This window comes from Rhodospirillum centenum SW (assembly GCF_000016185.1).
GTDB lineage: Bacteria > Pseudomonadota > Alphaproteobacteria > Azospirillales > Azospirillaceae > Rhodocista > Rhodocista centena.
In genome coordinates this window covers 1,969,563-1,983,984 of sequence record NC_011420.2, presented here as the reverse complement: position 1 = coordinate 1,983,984, position 14,422 = coordinate 1,969,563, and the positions used below count along the sequence as shown (strand labels likewise).

Here is a 14,422-nt window from a genome sequence, read left to right as displayed (position 1 = left end):
CTTCTGGTCATGAAGGGCTGTGGCTGTCTGCGCAGAACCTCCCCCCGCCCCGGTGCGCATCCCGGCCCAGCAGGACCGGGCCGGTGAGGGGCTGGGCGAAATGCAGGGTGACGCGGGCGGACAGGCCCTTGCGCGGCCCGACCCGGCTGTCGCTGACCTCGATCGCCGTCGGCGCCGGCAGGCCGCGACGGTGGAGTTCCCGGCGCACATCGTCGGCGATGAAGGCGGCGCTGTCCGCTGCCGAGTCCGGATGCCGGGTCGGGCGGTAGCGGGTCCGGCTGGTCCAGACGTGACCCCGCTCGGCCGGCAGGGCCTGGGGCGGAGAGAGGGAGAGCAGGCCGGCGGCCCCGGCCCGCACCTGCCGCAACTGGTTGGTGATACGGGTAAAATCGTCCAGCAGTGTCTCCTTCTCCTTGTCTGCCGGTCGGAAGCTACGATCCGCCCGCCAGGGGGCGATCACCTGCACCTGGTCCAGCCGGCCGTCGCCATCGGTATCCAGCACCGCGACATAGACATGCCGGTGCTCGCCCGGGCGTGCCGGTCCCGGCCCGTCCAGATGGCCGGAGAACAGGGGCAGCACGCCGCCGTCCGGCGTGCGGGCCAGACTCATCAGCGCGGCGCGCACGGCCCGCGTCACTGCCGCCCCCTCCGCCAGCGGCGGGCGGGCATCCGGGGTCAGGCCGTAGGACACGGCGTCCGCCTGCACCGCCGCCCCCTTGTCCGGGGCCATCAGGCCCAGACCCAGCCAGCGCCCGTCGCCCAGCAGCAGGGGACCGGCCACCGGTTCGGTGAAGCTGATGGCCAGATGCCAGAGCCGGTGCCTGGAAAAGCGTGCGTCGGCGAAGCGCTCCGCCCCCTCTCCCCTGAGGAAGAACGGCTCGCGTTGCAGGCGGATGGACAGGACGCTGCGGGGGTCCAGCCCGGCGTGGCGGCAGGCCTCCAGCACGGCGGCGCGGGCGCGGGTTTCCTCGTCCTGGCGCTCCTGGCCGGTCTTGTACTCCTGCGCCCGCACCTGCGCATCCGGATCGCGCAGGCGCCCGGGATCCAGGCGGCGGCGGGTGGCCGGCAGGGCCAGCGGCGTGACGCTGTGCCAGTGGCGCGCGCCGGCCGATCCGACCCCGTACTGCCCGGTCATGCCCGAATCACTGCTGTCCACCAGGGTCGGCTCCGGCCGGTCGGCCACCTCCCCCGTGGCGGGGTCCAGCCGCAGGTCCAGGCCGGAGAAGACGGAGACCACCTCATCCCGCGGCAGGGGGCAGTCGGGCGGGATCTCCAGCAGCAGCCGGCGGATCGAGGCGTCGGTGTGCTGCGTGCCGATGGAGGGCAGGGGGATCAGCCGCACCCGGCGGTCCTTGTCCGCCGGCCCGGCCTCCCGCCCGACCAGGAAGCGGTCGATCTGCGCTGCGTGGTCCTTCAGGCGCCGTGTCAGCACCGCCGCGGCCAGATCGCGGAGCCGGGTGGTCAGCTCCACCGCCCGCCAGAGCGGCCAGGGATGGAACCGCCCGTCTTCCTGCCGCAGCTCGTACAGGGTGCGGGCGGGGGGGCGGTCGTAAGCGATGGTGCGGAAGGCGGGTTTGGGCGGCCGGGCGAAATTCAGCGTCCGGGTCCGCCCTTCCTTTCCCGGCTGATATTGCCGGCGGGTGGCGGCGAAGCGCTGTTTCAGGCTGAGAAGCGATCCGGGTTCGGGGCAGCCCGGGTCCCTGTCCGGACGTCCGGGTCTGTTGTCGGGCCGGGCGACGGTCCCGCCATGGGCGCGCAGCCGCTCTTCCGCCTCGTACCAGTCCAGCAGCTCGGCGCGGGCGAAGGCCGGGTCGATGCCCCGACCCAGCGTGTGCAGCCGGTCGGCCAGACCGGCCATGATGCGCGCCAGCCCCTCATCCGCCCGGTCATAGGGCCAAGCGTAGAGCAGCCGCGGCTCACCGTCCAGCAGGGTCGGGCGGACCCGCTTTGGCACGCGCAGTTCCGCGACCCGGTCGGGATCGCCGCCTTTGGCATCCAGACTATTGTTTGGGACGTAATAGGTCGTCTCCGCCCCTCGAACGGCCGGCGGGGCGGCGATATGGGGCGGATTCAGGGTCTCCAGCCATTGGAGGGCCTGATCCTTGGCGTCTGCGTCCTCCGCCGCCCATCGCCCACCATGGGCCCCGGCCACCAGCGCCTGGAACAGGCGCCAGGGAGCGGGCGGCCAGTCGCCGACGCCGTGATACCGCGCGTCCAGCAGCGTCACCTCGATCAACAGGGCACGGTCGGCCATGAATCCCCCTCCTTTCCCACCGGGACCGGCGTGGTCTCAGCCCTTGGCCTTCACGTCGGCCTTGGCCTTGGCGGGGTTGAAGGTGGCGCGCCGATCCGGCCCGACGCCGAACGCCGCCGCCGCACCGCGCGCATAGGCCAGGGCGAGGTCGGCATCCAGGGCCAGGGCCTGGCGCTTGCCGGTGCGGGCGACAAGCTGCCAGTCGGCCGGCGCCTCGGCATCGGGGGTCAAGAGGCAGCCCTGGCGCAGGAAGCCATCCTGCGGCTCCGTCGCCGCCACCAGCGACAGCCCCAGGACATAGCGGCGCAAGGCCTTGCCGTTCGTTCCCCCCAACTGGCGCAGGGCCACCAGATTGATGGTCACGCTGCGCCAGATGCCGCCACGGGCGATGACGCCGCCGGGCGCATTGACGGAGGGCACATGGACGAAGCCGCGCTGGGCGAGTGGGCTCTTGGCATCGCGCTCCGCTTTGGCCTTGTCGGTCTCATCGAAGACGCCCAGGGCCGTATAGTCCAGGGCCGGGTTGTACTGGGCGGAACGGTGCAGCACGTCAATGTCGAAGGCGCGGATCACCGACTGCACGATGCGCGGCAGCTTGGCCTGGGTGTCGCGGCTGTCCCAGGCGCCGAATACCAGGGAGGTCGGGGCCAGTTTGGCGATGGCGTCCGCATCGCCGGTGTCCAGATAGTGCCGGAAGGCGGCCTGGGCCTGTTCCTGCAGGTCCGTGGACCGGATCAGGGCATCGCCCAGCCGATGGCCCGCCTCCAGGATGGAAATCGTCTTTTCGTTGCCATAGACGACGTCGATCTGCGGCACCAGGGCAGCCAGGGGATTCTCCGGCTGGTCGCCCTCGGCCCGCTTGAACAGGGGTTCCATGCGGTTGGCCTGCGCCCCCACACTGTCCACCGTCACCACTTTGGTGCCATCGGACAGCTCGTCGATGGCGTAGCCATTCTTGGTGTCGGCATAAGTGGGCGGGAAGAAGACCGCCCCCTCGCCCTCCACCGGCAGCAGGCGCTGCTTCAGGGACAGGGCCACCGGTCCGCGCGGATCGTCGGCCCAGCCATGGATGATGTCGTCGGTCAGAGACAGGATGTCGGTCATGGTGCGGTATCCTCCAGGGCGTCCTTGATGCAGCGGGCCTGACCTTCCTTGCCGGGCCAACCGAGATGCATGGTGAAACTGCGGATGGGAAAGCCGGGATTGCTCAGCCCCAGCATGGCACGGGCGAACAGGGTCGGGACCCTGGCTCCCCAGGCGCCGTAGCGATAGGCTAGGTTCTGCAGGCGCAGCGGGCGGGCGTGCTGCAGGCCGATGGCCGCCAGCAGTTCCACCAGCGGATAGCCCACCATCCGCACCTTCTTGTCATGGTCATTGGGCGAGAATCCCACATCCAGCGGGATGTAGTCCCGCCGCCAGTCGAAGCGGAAGCTGCTGCTCTGTGGGTGGGCAAAAGCAAAGGGGTGGGCCGATATAGAGTGAATGTCGTCGCTTACACTCTTTATAATGGACAATCCCAAATTTGCTATCTTGGCTCCGGAGTTATTGCCGGCCCAAAATTTTACATTATCCACCCCAGAAGAAATAAATAATCTTTTTTCTATATTATATTTTCCGAAACTATCGACCCAATGTGAAATAGGAACTCTCACGCCATCGGCTTGAAGGAAAATCGGCAAAGCGGTTTCGGCCGGCAGGGGGCAGGGGAATTCGCGATTTTTCGTCTCCACCGTCCGAATCTTGTGGCTATCCCTTATGCCCGAATGATACGGCGCCAGCGCCACCACCTCGGCCTGTGTCAGAAACCGGAGGACCGTCAGCACGGGATCGGCCTCACCGGGGGTGGTCAGGGTGAAGCGCACATGCGTTTCCCGATCCTTCCAGAAGAAGCCCCCCTCTGCCGGGTCGCCGAGGATCTCCGCCGCCTCCATCAGGCCCAGGCAGGCGAAGACCTGGCCTGGATTGCGCAGATCGACGGGAATGGATGAGGTCGCCATCACGCCGTCTCCTCGGCCGGTTGCGCATCCTGGTCCAGCCGGCGCGACACCCGCTGGTCGGCGGCCCGCAGCAGCGCTTCCCACCAGGCCAGCCCCCACGGGCCCCATGTCGCCTGAAGCCGGGCGAAGCGCAGGGCCGCCGCGGCCGCCCGTTCCCGGTGGCTGGCCAGGGACATCTCCCAGTCGGGATCGACGGGGGCGATCCAGGGCCGGGCGTACCCGTGGTGGGCGGCCACCAGATGCAGGGCCAGGTCTTTCAGACCCGCGTCCAGCCCGGCCAGAACCTCCGGCGCCCGTTCCAGGTCCAGCAGGCTGCCGAACTCGTGCCGGTAGGTCTCTCCGTTGATGCGCAGCAGGGCGGGGGTGGCGCCCTTGCCGGTGGTCTTGGCGTAGGGTTCCCCGCCCCGCGGCGCCCCCATGGCCCGCTGCCAGTGCGGCCGCTGCTTGCCCAGATCGTGGGCCTTGGCCGCCGCCATCAGCATGGCCCGATAGGGGGCAGGCAGGTCCCGGTAGGGGGCAGGCAGGTGCAGCCGTTTGGCCAGCCCGCCCGCTTCCTCCTCCGCCTCGCGCAGATGCTCGGTCAACAACTGTTCCCGCCGCCGGACGGCCGGATCACCGCCCGTCTCCCGGTCCGTATCGCGCCAGACCTGGATGGACAGGTACCGTTCGGCATCCGGCCGCTGGGGATCGGTCAGGTCGATCCGGTCCACCTGCCGCCAGCCGCCTTTTCCCTCACTCCCGGACGCTTCGCCCGCTTCGTCGAAGACGATGCGGAGTCCGGCATTTTTCAGGACCTCATCGTCCCAGCCATCATCCAGGCAGGGCACCGGGCCGGCGGCATCGTCGGACAGCAGGCCATGCTCATCCAGCCCGCCCAGATGGTGGCAGACGACGAAGACCGTGTCGGCGGAACGCCGTTCGAAGAAGCGGTCGCGCTGCCGCTTGTCCCGCAGATCGCCCAAGGTCAGCCACTCGACCCGGTCGCCCAGGGCCAGCACCACCGGGACCTGCTCGCCCAGATCCACCCGCCTGGCCCGCTCGGTCAGCACCTTCTGGGCCAGGGAGCGGGGCACTTCCAGCCGTTCCAGCAGGCGGGGGCTGGTCGCCTCGAAATAGTCCTGCAGCACCTTGGGGTCGGGCAGCCGATGCTGCTCGTCCCAGGGCCAGCGGCGCCAGATCAGGGTGATCTCCGGATCGTCCTCCTCCACCCAGCCGCGCAACCAGGGGGCCACATCCGGCCGGCCCGGATGGGTCTTCAGGCTGGTCATGGCCCAGGCGTCCAGCGTCGGCCGGTCCAGGGCCGGGTACAGCGGGGCCGGGGTGCTGGCCCGGTCCAGCAGCTTGCGGTCCTTCCGCAGGGTCAGCAGGGCGCCGGGGCTGGCGTCGAAGCCGCCATCGCTGCGGATCGGCAGGCTTTCCAGCAACTGCCGGCAAGCCTGCCGCCGGGCCTGGGCCTCGGCACTCTCCTTCTCCGGTGCGGCGTCGATCACCCGCACCTGGGCCAGCCGGCCCTGGCCCCCCGCGCGGTTGACGCGGCCCAGCCGCTGGATCATCCGCTCCGCCGCCACCAGATCCATGACCGCATGGTCGGCGTCCAGGTCGATCCCCACCTCACCGGCGGCCGTGGCGACCAGGAACGTAGGCGGGGACAGGGCGGACTGATCTTTCCTGGCGGGAAGGAAGCCGGTTGCCTGTAGCTCGTCCCTGGCCCGTTCCCGTTCATGGACCCGGCGGGCGCCGGCCAGCAGCACGACCGCTTCGCGCGGGCGTCCCGCCTTCCTGTCGACCAGCCGGTCGGCCACCTTCCGGGCCACCTCACGGCTGGTGCAGAAGACGGCGATGCGGCCACCGGCGCTGTCGGCCAGGGCCAGCGCTTCCCGGGCCAGCCCGTCCTCCAGCTTGCCGTCGGAGGGGGCGATGGTCAGGCTTTTGCCGGCGGTCAGCCGGTCGCGGACGAAGCTGTCCTTTTCGTCTTCTTCCTCCAGGGTGAAAGCGCCATCGGCGTTCTTTCCCGTGGCTGACAGGGGCAGCAGTCCCGTGGCTGACAGGGGCAGCAGCCTGAACGGCGGCAGCAGCCCCGCATCCGGCCCCAGGCTTTCTGCCGGGCCCAGGCCTTTCCGGGCCGCGATCCGCTCCAGCAGCGCCTGGAAGGGCGGGCAGAGATGGGCCTCATCCAGCACCACCAGCGTATCCACTCCCAGCAGCCCGGCCTGGAACGGGCGCATGCCGGCGGACACGCCATAGCCCTGGAACAGCAGCCGCGAGCCGATCATGTCCACCGTGCCGACAATGATCGCCGGCGCCGTCGGGTCCTCCATCCAGCGCCGGTTGTCCAGATGCTGACCGCGCAGGGTGGAGATGGGCAGGTCAGGCAGAAGGCCATGTGCCATGGCATTCCGGCGCAGCATCTCCGCCTCTTCCGTCGCCTGATCCACCACCACGCGCCGGTCCACCACATAGACCAGCCGGGTGGGCAGGCGCGTCCCGGCGATCTTCGCTGCCAGCCAGATCGCCATGACGGAGGTTTTGCCCAGGCCGGTCGGCAGATCCAGGGCCGGCGGCACGTCGCCCTGCCGGAACCGGCTATACAGCCGGCATTGCCAGGGCAAAGGGGAATGTCCGGTCAACGCCTTGAAGTTCTGTGCGAAACCGTCCATACCCGTCACCCTGCCATCCAGACCTGGATCCGCACCTTTTCCCATTCCTGCGGAGTCAGAGCCAATACTTCGGCGTGCAGGACTTTGCCTGCATCCATCAGTCGCGCCAGCGGCTGGTTGTGGATCCGGGGCACGTAGCCCAGCTTGCCGGCGTCAGGCACCAGCACCTCGATGGCCAGACCGTCATGCCTGTTGTCCGGCTGACGGCGCAGGGTCAGGCGCTGCCCCGGCGACAATCCCTTCAGCAGTTTGCCTGCATCGTAATAGGCTGTGCCCGCGACCTGGCTTTCCAGCAGCAGGATCGGGGCGGACGGGGCTGCCGCTGCCTGGGTTGCGCGCGGGGCGATCAGTCCACCGGCAAGCCCGGCCAGGCCAGCCAGAAGGCCCCGCCGCTTGATCGGCGCCGGTCCTTGCGGCAGCATGATTTTCCCTCCTGAAATCAGATGAGTGGTGAAGATTGACGGGTCCTTTAAGGCGGTCCATCCATTTTATATTCGCATCTCATGGTGGGTAAAGCCGGACAGGGAGTCAAGGGAGATTCAATCATGGGACAAGGGGACTCGTCCGGGTTGCGCTGGGGCATCCGGCATCGTCTTGAATTCATCGAGTTCCGCCTGTACTGGGGCGGGACGGTGAACCGCTCCGACCTGATGGAAAGGTTCGACATCTCCATCAATCAGGCGTCGGGGGACCTGACCCGCTATCAGTCGATGGCGCCGGGTAACATCCGCTACGACAAGAGCGCCAAATGTTACCGGGCCGCCCCAGGCTTCCAGCCGGTGGTGCTGACACCGGACAGTGATCGCTATCTTGCCTGGTTGCGGCTGGATGCGGAGGGTATCGTCGCGGATGCCGGCATCTCTCCCGCGGATCTGCCGCCCTTCTCAACGGTACCCACACCGCGCCGTGCCGTGCCCCCGGACATCCTGCGGGCCATCGTCACGGCGATCCAACGGCGGCAGGCGCTGGCGGTCCGCTACCAGTCCATGACCGCCGCAGCGCCGACGGACCGCTGGATTGAACCGCACGCCCTGGCCTTCGACGGTTTCCGGTGGCACGCCCGGTCCTGGTGCCGCCGCGACAAGGTCTTCAAGGATTTCGTGCTGGGCCGCATCCTGTCGGTGAGCGGGCAGGACCCGGCAGAGTCCGATCCCGCCCAGGATGCCCAATGGCACCAGTTGATCCTGCTGGAAATTGTCCCGCACCGCCGCTTGTCCTTGCCTCAGAGAGCGGCGATTGAGCGTGACTACGGCATGGTGGATGGATATCTGCGCCTGACCGTCAGGGAAGCCTTGCTCTATTATGCGGAGCGCCGGCTTGGGCTGGATATCGATCCGGATCACCGCTCACCGGAAAAGCAGCATATCGAGATCCATCAGCGCATCCGGCTGTCATGAGGCACCGACAGCGTCTTGTGGCAGCGAAGAGTGGTTCCGGAAGCGCCATCCGGCTCATGCTGCGGGTCTGTTCCAGGCCCTAAGCGCCCTCACGTCCGCCGGCGTCATCGCCGCCGTCCTTGCGGTAGGGGCTCTCTGCCGCCAGCAGCGCCGTCTCCTCCGTCTCGGTGGCGCGTTCGCGCTCCAGGAAGTCGGCCACGGCACGGCGGAAGCCGCGGTCCACGATGTGGTGGACGCTGTAGGTGGGGCTCGGCAGATAGCCGCGCTGGATCTTGTGCTCGCCCTGGGCGCCGGCCTCCACCCGCTTCAGACCTCGGGCGATGGCGAAGTCGATGGCGCGGTAATAGCACGCCTCGAAATGCAGGAACGGGTATTCCCCGGCGGACCCCCAGTTGCGGCCGTAGAGCGTGTCCGTGCCGATCAGGTTCAGCGCGCCCCCGACCCAGCGGCCCCCGTCCTCCGCCAGCACCAGCAGCACCCGGTCGGGCATTACCGTGCCCAGCCGGTGGAAGAAGTCCCGCGTCAGGTAGGCCCAGCCCCATTTGCGGTCGCTGGTCGCCATGTAGAGCCGGTGGAAGGCGTCCCAGTGCTCCGGCCGCAGGGCGTCGCCGGTCAGGCTGTGCAGGACCAGCCCGCTCTCCGCCACCTCCCGCCGTTCCCGCCGCACGGCCTTGCGCTTGCGCGCGCTCAGCGCCCCCAGGAAGTCGTCGAAGCTGCCATAGCCCCGGTTCTCCCAGTGGAACTGCCGGCCCAGCCGTTGCAGCCAGCCGGCGCGGCCGGCCAGATCGTACTCCGCCGCCGTCGGGAAGGTGACATGGACGGAGGACAGGCCGTTGGTGCGGGCGATCTGCTCCAGCCCGCGCAGCATCGCCTCCGCCGTGCCTTCGGGCGCCTGCGGGCGGACCAGCAGGCGCGGCCCCGTCACCGGGGTGAAGGGAACGGCCGACTGGAGCTTGGGGTAGTAGTCGCGGCCCGCCCGCTCCCAGGCGGCGGCCCAGGCATGGTCGAAGACGTATTCGCCGTAGGAATGGGACTTCAGGTAGAGCGGCATCGCCCCCAGCAGCGTGCCGGCGCCGTCGCGCAGGGTCAGATGCTGCGGGGTCCAGCCGGTGCCCTTGCCGACGGACCCGCTCTCTTCCAGCAGACGTAGGAAGGCGTGGCTCACGGTGGGGTTGTCCGGCCCGGCCAGGGTGTCCCACTCGTCGGCGCCGACCTCCGCGATATGGGGGACGAGGCGCAGGGTCAGGCTGCTCGGGAGGTCGCGTCCGTCGGGCATGGGCGGGTCCGGGTTGGCGTCCACAGCATGTAGCGCCCCGCCCGGCCGGGGCAAGGGAGGCTCCGGAAGCCTCCCCCGCCCGCACCCGGTTCCGACCGCCGGCTGTCAGTCCGCCACTTCCAGGATCGCCTCGACCTCGACCGCCACGCCCAGGGGCAGGCTGCCGGCGCTGACGGCGGAGCGGGCATGGCGGCCGGCCTCGCCGAACACCTCCTGCATCAGCTCCGAGGCGCCGTTGACGACCTTCGGCTGGTCCACGAAGTCGGGGGTGGAGTTCACGAAGCCGACCAGCTTCACCACCCGCACCACGCGGTCCAGGTCGCCGCCCAGGGCGGCCTTCGCCTGGGCCAGGATGTTCAGGCCGCACAGCCGCGCCGCCTGCCGGCCGGTCTCCAGGTCGATGCCGTCGCCCAGCTTGCCCTTGTGGCGCAGCTCGCCGTTCTCCAGCGTGATCTGGCCGGAGAGGAAGAGCAGGTTGCCCGTGCGCACCGCGGGCACGTAGGCGGCCACGGGGGCGGCGGCCTGCGGCAGCTCGATGCCCAGTTCCGCGAGGCGCGCGTCGATCCGTCCTGCCATGGGATGGTCTCCTTTTCTATGGCTGTTGCCGGGGTTGGTCGGGGTCCGCAGCGGCGGGCGCCAGCGTGTAGAGGCGCAGCACCACCCGCTTGCCGCGGGAATAGTTGAAGCCGGGGATTTCTTCCAGCAGGCGCGGTTCCGCACCGCCCAGCGCCTCGCGGAAGCGGCGCTCCTCCGCCTCGCCGGTGACCAGCCCCAGGGCGCAGGCCGGGTCCGCCAGCAGGTGTCGGGCCACCCGGTCGCCCGCGCCCAGCACGGTGCCGGTGCCGACCAGGAAGACCATGCTGGGCTCGGTATAGCCGGCCGCGGCCAGCACCGTGCCGGGGCAGGGGCGGTGCTTCTCCAGCGCGGCGGCGACCTTCGGGCTCAGCCACATCGGCTCGATCCGCGGCAGCACCGCGCCGTGGGCCAGACCGTAGGTCGCGGCGGCGCCGATCAGACCGGCCACCAGCAGCCGTTCCGCCTGCCGCCTTGCCGCGAAGACCGCGACGGCGATGCCGGTGCCCAGGATGGCGACGGCGGCGGCCACGGCCAGCGGCTCGACCCGGCCTTCCAGGTCGTAGGGGAACCAGACGGCGCCCCCGGCGAAGGCGGCGGTGACCAGCAGATAGAAGCCCGCGGCCCCGCCGCGGAACCAGCGCGCCCCCTGGCCCGGTGCGGGAGCCCCCGCGGCACCGGCCCCGTCCGCCCCGTTCGCGCGGTCCAGGAGGGACGCGGCGGCCAGCAGGGCGATCGCCGGGAAGACGATGATGGTGTAGTGCGGCAGCTTGGTGGACACCGCCTCGAAGATGATCCAGCTCGGCAGCACCCAGGCGAGGCAGAAGCGCACCGCCGGCTCCCGCCGCGCCGCCCAGGCCCAGGGCAGGGCCAGCACCGCCGGCAGCGACCAGGGCCAGAAGCTCAGCCAGAAGGTCGCCAGATAGTAGCCGGGCGGGCCGGAATGGCTTTCCTGCACGGAATGCGCCTTGCCCAGGAACTCGTGCCCGATGGCGTAGCGGAAGAACTCCCAGTCGGTGGCGATGCCGATGGCGACCAGCCAGGGCAGCACGATGGCCAGCAGCAGCGGCACGCCCAGGGCAGGCCGCAGCGGCTTCAGCCAGCGCAGGTCGCGGTCGGCCGCGCCCAGCGCCAGGAGCGTGCCGCCCGTCACCATCAGGATGATCGGCCCCTTGATCAGGATGCCGACGCCCAGCGCCGCCCAGAAGGCCAGGGCGACGCCGGTCCCGGGCTGCATCCCCGGCCGGCCGCGTGCCATGTAGAACTGCGCCAGCACGCCCTGCGCCGCGGCCACGGTCGCCAGCAGGGCGGCGTCCGTCTTCGCCATGCGGGCCTCGACGCCCAGCACCAGCGCCGCCGCCAGGGCCAGCCCGCCGGCCAGCCCCGCCGCCGGTCCGAACAGCCGCGCCCCGGCCCAGGCCGTCAGCAGCGCCGCCGCGACGGCCCCCAGCAGGGACGGCAGGCGGTACATCCAGATGGCGCCGTGCCCGTCGTCGGACAGAAGCGCCACGGCCGCGCTCTGCATCCAGTAGATGCCCACGGGCTTCTTGTGCCGCGGCTCCTCCTGGAAGCGGATGTCCACGAAATCGCCCGTCTCCAGCATCTGGTGGCTGGCCTGGGCGTAGCGGCTCTCGTCCCGGTCGAAGGGCGGGATCGTGAAGAAGCCGGGCAGCAGCAGCAGCAGCGCCACCGCCGCGATCAGCAGATAGTGCGGCAGCCGCAGCGCCCCGTCCGCGGCCGATCCACCCGCCGTTACCGGGCTCATTCCGCCACCGCCTCGCGGGCGGCCTCCGCGGCCGGCTCGACCGCCCCCTTCAGGCGCTTCTCGCGCCGGATCAGGACGATGTTGCGGCTGTAGATGATCAGCGCCGGCATCTGCCCGACGATGATGACGAGATCCGGCCGCAGCAGGCCGTAGACCACCAGCATCATCCCGCCCAGGAGGCTGAAGTACCAGAACGCCTCCGGCACCACGCTGCGCTTCGCCCGCTCCGAGGAGATCCACTGGATCACGAAGCGCATCATGAACATGGTCTGGGCGGCCAGCCCGAAGACGACCAGCCAGCCCTTGTCGGCGACGGCCGCCTGCCACCACGATTCCAGATGGGTCCACAGCATGGGTCAGATCTCGGTCGCGGCGGAGGGCAGGGTGGTGCGGCGCATCAGCCAGACGACGCCGGCCAGATCGAACAGGCCGGCCACGGCGCGGCCCCAGTTCGTGTACTTGGAGACCCCGGCCCGCCGCGCCCGGTCGTTCACCGCCACCATGGCGACGGCGTGGCCGTGCCGGCGCACCAGCGCCGGGAAGAAGCGGTGCAGGCTGTCGAAGAAGGGCAGCCCCAGGAACACGTCGCGCCGGATCGCCTTCAGCCCGCAGGCCGTGTCCGGGCAGTCGTCGCGCAGCAGGGCGCGGCGGATGCCGTTGCCGATGCGCGAGGCGACGCGCTTGCGCCAGATGTCGTCGCGCTTGCGCCGCAGCCCGGCGACCAGCGCCACGGCGGGGTCGGCCTCGGCCGCCGCCAGCAGGCGGGGCACGTCGCGCGGGTCGTTCTGGCCGTCGCCGTCCATGGTGACGATCCAGGGGGCGGTGGCGGCAGCGATCCCGGTGCGCAGGGCGGCACTCTTGCCGGCGCGGCCGGCGTGGCGGATCAGGCGCAGGCCGGGGAAGCGCTCCTTCGCCGCCGCCAGCCGCTCGGCCGTGGCGTCGGTGGAGCCGTCATCCACGAAGATCAGTTCGAAGCCGGGGTCCAGGACGGCGTACAGCTCCTCGACCAGGGGCAGCACGTTGTCCTGTTCGTTCAGGACCGGAATGACCAGCGAATAGCGGAGCAAGGCGACCTCGCGCGTAATCCGGCCGCGCTCTTAGCCCGGGCCGCGACGGGGCGCCAGTGAAGCTTTGGCTGGGCGGCCGCGTCAACCCCGCAGGTCTTGTCTGTCGGTAACAGGTCTTGTCCCGGCACGGACCGGCGTGGGGCGGCGGGTGATCCTGCCGCCCCACGCCTCTTTCATCATGGACCGTTTCCGCGCCGCCGCCGGTCAGTTCTGCGCCAGCCGTCCGCGCAGGGGGCTGTCCGGCGCCATCAGGGCGCGGGCCTGATCGTAGTCGGCGCGGGCGAGGTCTGCCCGACCCAGCCGCTCATGGGCCTTGGCCCGGTTGAAGTAGGTCAGGTCCGGCATGGTCGAATTGGCGAGCGCGATGGCGCTGCCGTAGGCCTGCGCCGCCTCGCCGTAGCGGCCCAGCGCGAACAGGGCGTTGCCCAGGTTGAAGTGGGCGTCGCCATAGTCGGGCGTCAGCCGGATCGCCTCGTTCATGTCCGCCAGCGCGTCCGCCGTCCGGCCACGCTTCAGGTTCAGCACGCCGCGGTGGACCGAGGCCACGGCGCGGCTGTTGATGCTGCTCTCCGCCCGTTGCAGGGTCCGGGTACACCAGTAGTCCGCCTCGTCGAGATTGTCCCGCAGGGTCTCCCGCACGCAGAGCTGCACATCGGTCAGCCCGATCACCGTGATGGTGCCGGTCGTGCTCAGGGACCGGACCTCCGCCACCGCCGGCCCGGTGCACATGACCAGGGCCAGGAGTCCGACGGCCAGGGTTCCAAGGGAGAAGGAGAGAACAGACGCCACCGACAGCGATGCTTTCCGCATACCGACCTCCCCATGTCAAGCGTTGCCCGAGTATTGAAGGCTAGCATGGAAGTGTTCGGTGGCGTGGGAAAGCAGATCGGCGGGAATGCAGGTCCGTCCGCCGTTGTCATGCAGCGCGTGCAGGCGTGTGACGCCTTCGGAAGTCTTAAGCCCTGTGATAGGGGTGGCCGGCCAGGATCTGCTGGGCGCGATAGATCTGCTCGGCCAGCATCCCGCGCACCAGCATGTGCGGCCAGGTCATGGGGCCGAAGGCCAGCAGCAGGTCGGCGCGGCGCCGCACCTCCTCGGCCAGTCCGTCGGCGCCACCGATGACGAAGGCGATGTCGGCGCTGTCCTGGTCGCGCCAGGTGCCCAGGCGGCGGGCGAAGGCTTCGGAGGCGAGCATCTGGCCGCGCTCGTCCAGCGCCACCAGGATGGCGCCGGGGGGAACCGCGGCCAGAAGCAGGTCCGCTTCCAGCCGCTTCAGTTCCTCGCCCGCCACCCGCTTGCGGGCCTCGACCTCTTTCAAGGTCAGGGGCCAGCCCAGGCGGCCGCGGTACTCCTCGAACAGGTCGCGCGCGGGGCCGGGCCTGGCCCGCCCCACGGCGGCAAGCCACAGGCGCATGTCGGCGTCTTCCCCGCGTGGA

13 protein-coding genes are annotated in these 14,422 nt (G+C 70.1%); 1 reads left to right on the top strand and 12 read right to left on the bottom strand.

The annotated features are described in order from the left end of the window. Window positions 1-7: 7 nt before the first annotated feature. From csb2 to RC1_RS09230, 5 genes are read right to left on the bottom strand one after another with little or no spacing between them, the layout of a single operon-like run. A complete protein-coding gene (gene csb2, locus RC1_RS20060) occupies window positions 8-2,254 on the bottom strand; it encodes a type I-G CRISPR-associated protein Csb2 (protein ID WP_012567109.1) in 2,247 nt (748 codons plus the stop codon). Between the two features lie 36 nt (window positions 2,255-2,290). Then, the gene (cas7g, locus tag RC1_RS09245) at window positions 2,291-3,358 is read right to left on the bottom strand and encodes a type I-G CRISPR-associated RAMP protein Csb1/Cas7g (RefSeq protein WP_012567108.1); all 1,068 of its coding nucleotides are present in this window, start codon (window positions 3,356-3,358) and stop codon (window positions 2,291-2,293) included. Beyond that, window positions 3,355-4,251: a type I-G CRISPR-associated protein Cas8g2 gene (cas8g2, locus tag RC1_RS20760; protein WP_012567107.1), complete on the bottom strand. Its 897-nt coding sequence runs from the start codon at window positions 4,249-4,251 to the stop codon at window positions 3,355-3,357. The genes cas7g and cas8g2 overlap by 4 nt, the downstream gene beginning before the upstream one ends. Continuing rightward, the gene (gene cas3g / locus RC1_RS09235; RefSeq protein ID WP_012567106.1) at window positions 4,251-6,908 is read right to left on the bottom strand and encodes a type I-G CRISPR-associated helicase/endonuclease Cas3g; all 2,658 of its coding nucleotides are present in this window, start codon (window positions 6,906-6,908) and stop codon (window positions 4,251-4,253) included. The genes cas8g2 and cas3g overlap by 1 nt, the downstream gene beginning before the upstream one ends. A gap of 5 nt (window positions 6,909-6,913) precedes the next feature. Beyond that, window positions 6,914-7,330: an HIRAN domain-containing protein gene (locus tag RC1_RS09230; RefSeq protein ID WP_012567105.1), complete on the bottom strand. Its 417-nt coding sequence runs from the start codon at window positions 7,328-7,330 to the stop codon at window positions 6,914-6,916. A gap of 123 nt (window positions 7,331-7,453) precedes the next feature. On the opposite strand from RC1_RS09230, the gene RC1_RS09225 reads away from it, so the two are divergent. After that, window positions 7,454-8,305, top strand: coding sequence for a BrxR family helix-turn-helix transcriptional regulator (locus RC1_RS09225; protein WP_041785271.1), 852 nt, complete (start codon window positions 7,454-7,456; stop codon window positions 8,303-8,305). A gap of 79 nt (window positions 8,306-8,384) precedes the next feature. Here RC1_RS09225 and RC1_RS09220 read toward each other — a convergent pair whose 3' ends face one another. The 7 genes from RC1_RS09220 to rlmH form a co-directional block, all read right to left on the bottom strand. Next, on the bottom strand, window positions 8,385-9,581 hold the full coding sequence (locus RC1_RS09220; RefSeq protein ID WP_012567103.1) for a GNAT family N-acetyltransferase: 1,197 nt from the start codon (window positions 9,579-9,581) through the stop codon (window positions 8,385-8,387). 105 nt (window positions 9,582-9,686) lie between these two features. Beyond that, on the bottom strand, window positions 9,687-10,157 hold the full coding sequence (locus RC1_RS09215; protein ID WP_012567102.1) for a RidA family protein: 471 nt from the start codon (window positions 10,155-10,157) through the stop codon (window positions 9,687-9,689). Window positions 10,158-10,173: 16 nt separating this feature from the next. Further along, the gene (locus RC1_RS09210; RefSeq protein WP_012567101.1) at window positions 10,174-11,919 is read right to left on the bottom strand and encodes an ArnT family glycosyltransferase; all 1,746 of its coding nucleotides are present in this window, start codon (window positions 11,917-11,919) and stop codon (window positions 10,174-10,176) included. Continuing rightward, the gene (locus tag RC1_RS09205) at window positions 11,916-12,272 is read right to left on the bottom strand and encodes a lipid-A-disaccharide synthase N-terminal domain-containing protein (protein ID WP_012567100.1); all 357 of its coding nucleotides are present in this window, start codon (window positions 12,270-12,272) and stop codon (window positions 11,916-11,918) included. Before RC1_RS09205 ends, RC1_RS09210 begins: the two co-directional genes overlap by 4 nt. Window positions 12,273-12,275: 3 nt before the next feature. Next, window positions 12,276-12,986: a glycosyltransferase family 2 protein gene (locus RC1_RS09200; RefSeq protein WP_012567099.1), complete on the bottom strand. Its 711-nt coding sequence runs from the start codon at window positions 12,984-12,986 to the stop codon at window positions 12,276-12,278. Window positions 12,987-13,190: 204 nt separating this feature from the next. Beyond that, complete coding sequence (locus RC1_RS09195; RefSeq protein ID WP_012567098.1) at window positions 13,191-13,796, bottom strand: tetratricopeptide repeat protein; 606 nt, start codon at window positions 13,794-13,796, stop codon at window positions 13,191-13,193. Between the two features lie 145 nt (window positions 13,797-13,941). Beyond that, window positions 13,942-14,400: a 23S rRNA (pseudouridine(1915)-N(3))-methyltransferase RlmH gene (gene rlmH / locus RC1_RS09190; protein WP_012567097.1), complete on the bottom strand. Its 459-nt coding sequence runs from the start codon at window positions 14,398-14,400 to the stop codon at window positions 13,942-13,944. Window positions 14,401-14,422: the final 22 nt, after the last annotated feature.

Coding starts and splice junctions, on each gene's coding strand:
- cas3g (WP_012567106.1), bottom strand. CDS start 6,908: ATGGACGGTTTCGCACAGAACTTCAAGGCGTTGACCGGACATTCCCCT.
- RC1_RS09225 (WP_041785271.1), top strand. CDS start 7,454: ATGGGACAAGGGGACTCGTCCGGGTTGCGCTGGGGCATCCGGCATCGT.
- cas8g2 (WP_012567107.1), bottom strand. CDS start 4,251: ATGGCGACCTCATCCATTCCCGTCGATCTGCGCAATCCAGGCCAGGTC.
- RC1_RS09220 (WP_012567103.1), bottom strand. CDS start 9,581: ATGCCCGACGGACGCGACCTCCCGAGCAGCCTGACCCTGCGCCTCGTC.
- RC1_RS09230 (WP_012567105.1), bottom strand. CDS start 7,330: ATGCTGCCGCAAGGACCGGCGCCGATCAAGCGGCGGGGCCTTCTGGCT.
- cas7g (WP_012567108.1), bottom strand. CDS start 3,358: ATGACCGACATCCTGTCTCTGACCGACGACATCATCCATGGCTGGGCC.
- RC1_RS09205 (WP_012567100.1), bottom strand. CDS start 12,272: ATGCTGTGGACCCATCTGGAATCGTGGTGGCAGGCGGCCGTCGCCGAC.
- RC1_RS09195 (WP_012567098.1), bottom strand. CDS start 13,796: ATGCGGAAAGCATCGCTGTCGGTGGCGTCTGTTCTCTCCTTCTCCCTT.
- rlmH (WP_012567097.1), bottom strand. CDS start 14,400: ATGCGCCTGTGGCTTGCCGCCGTGGGGCGGGCCAGGCCCGGCCCCGCG.
- RC1_RS09210 (WP_012567101.1), bottom strand. CDS start 11,919: ATGAGCCCGGTAACGGCGGGTGGATCGGCCGCGGACGGGGCGCTGCGG.
- csb2 (WP_012567109.1), bottom strand. CDS start 2,254: ATGGCCGACCGTGCCCTGTTGATCGAGGTGACGCTGCTGGACGCGCGG.
- RC1_RS09215 (WP_012567102.1), bottom strand. CDS start 10,157: ATGGCAGGACGGATCGACGCGCGCCTCGCGGAACTGGGCATCGAGCTG.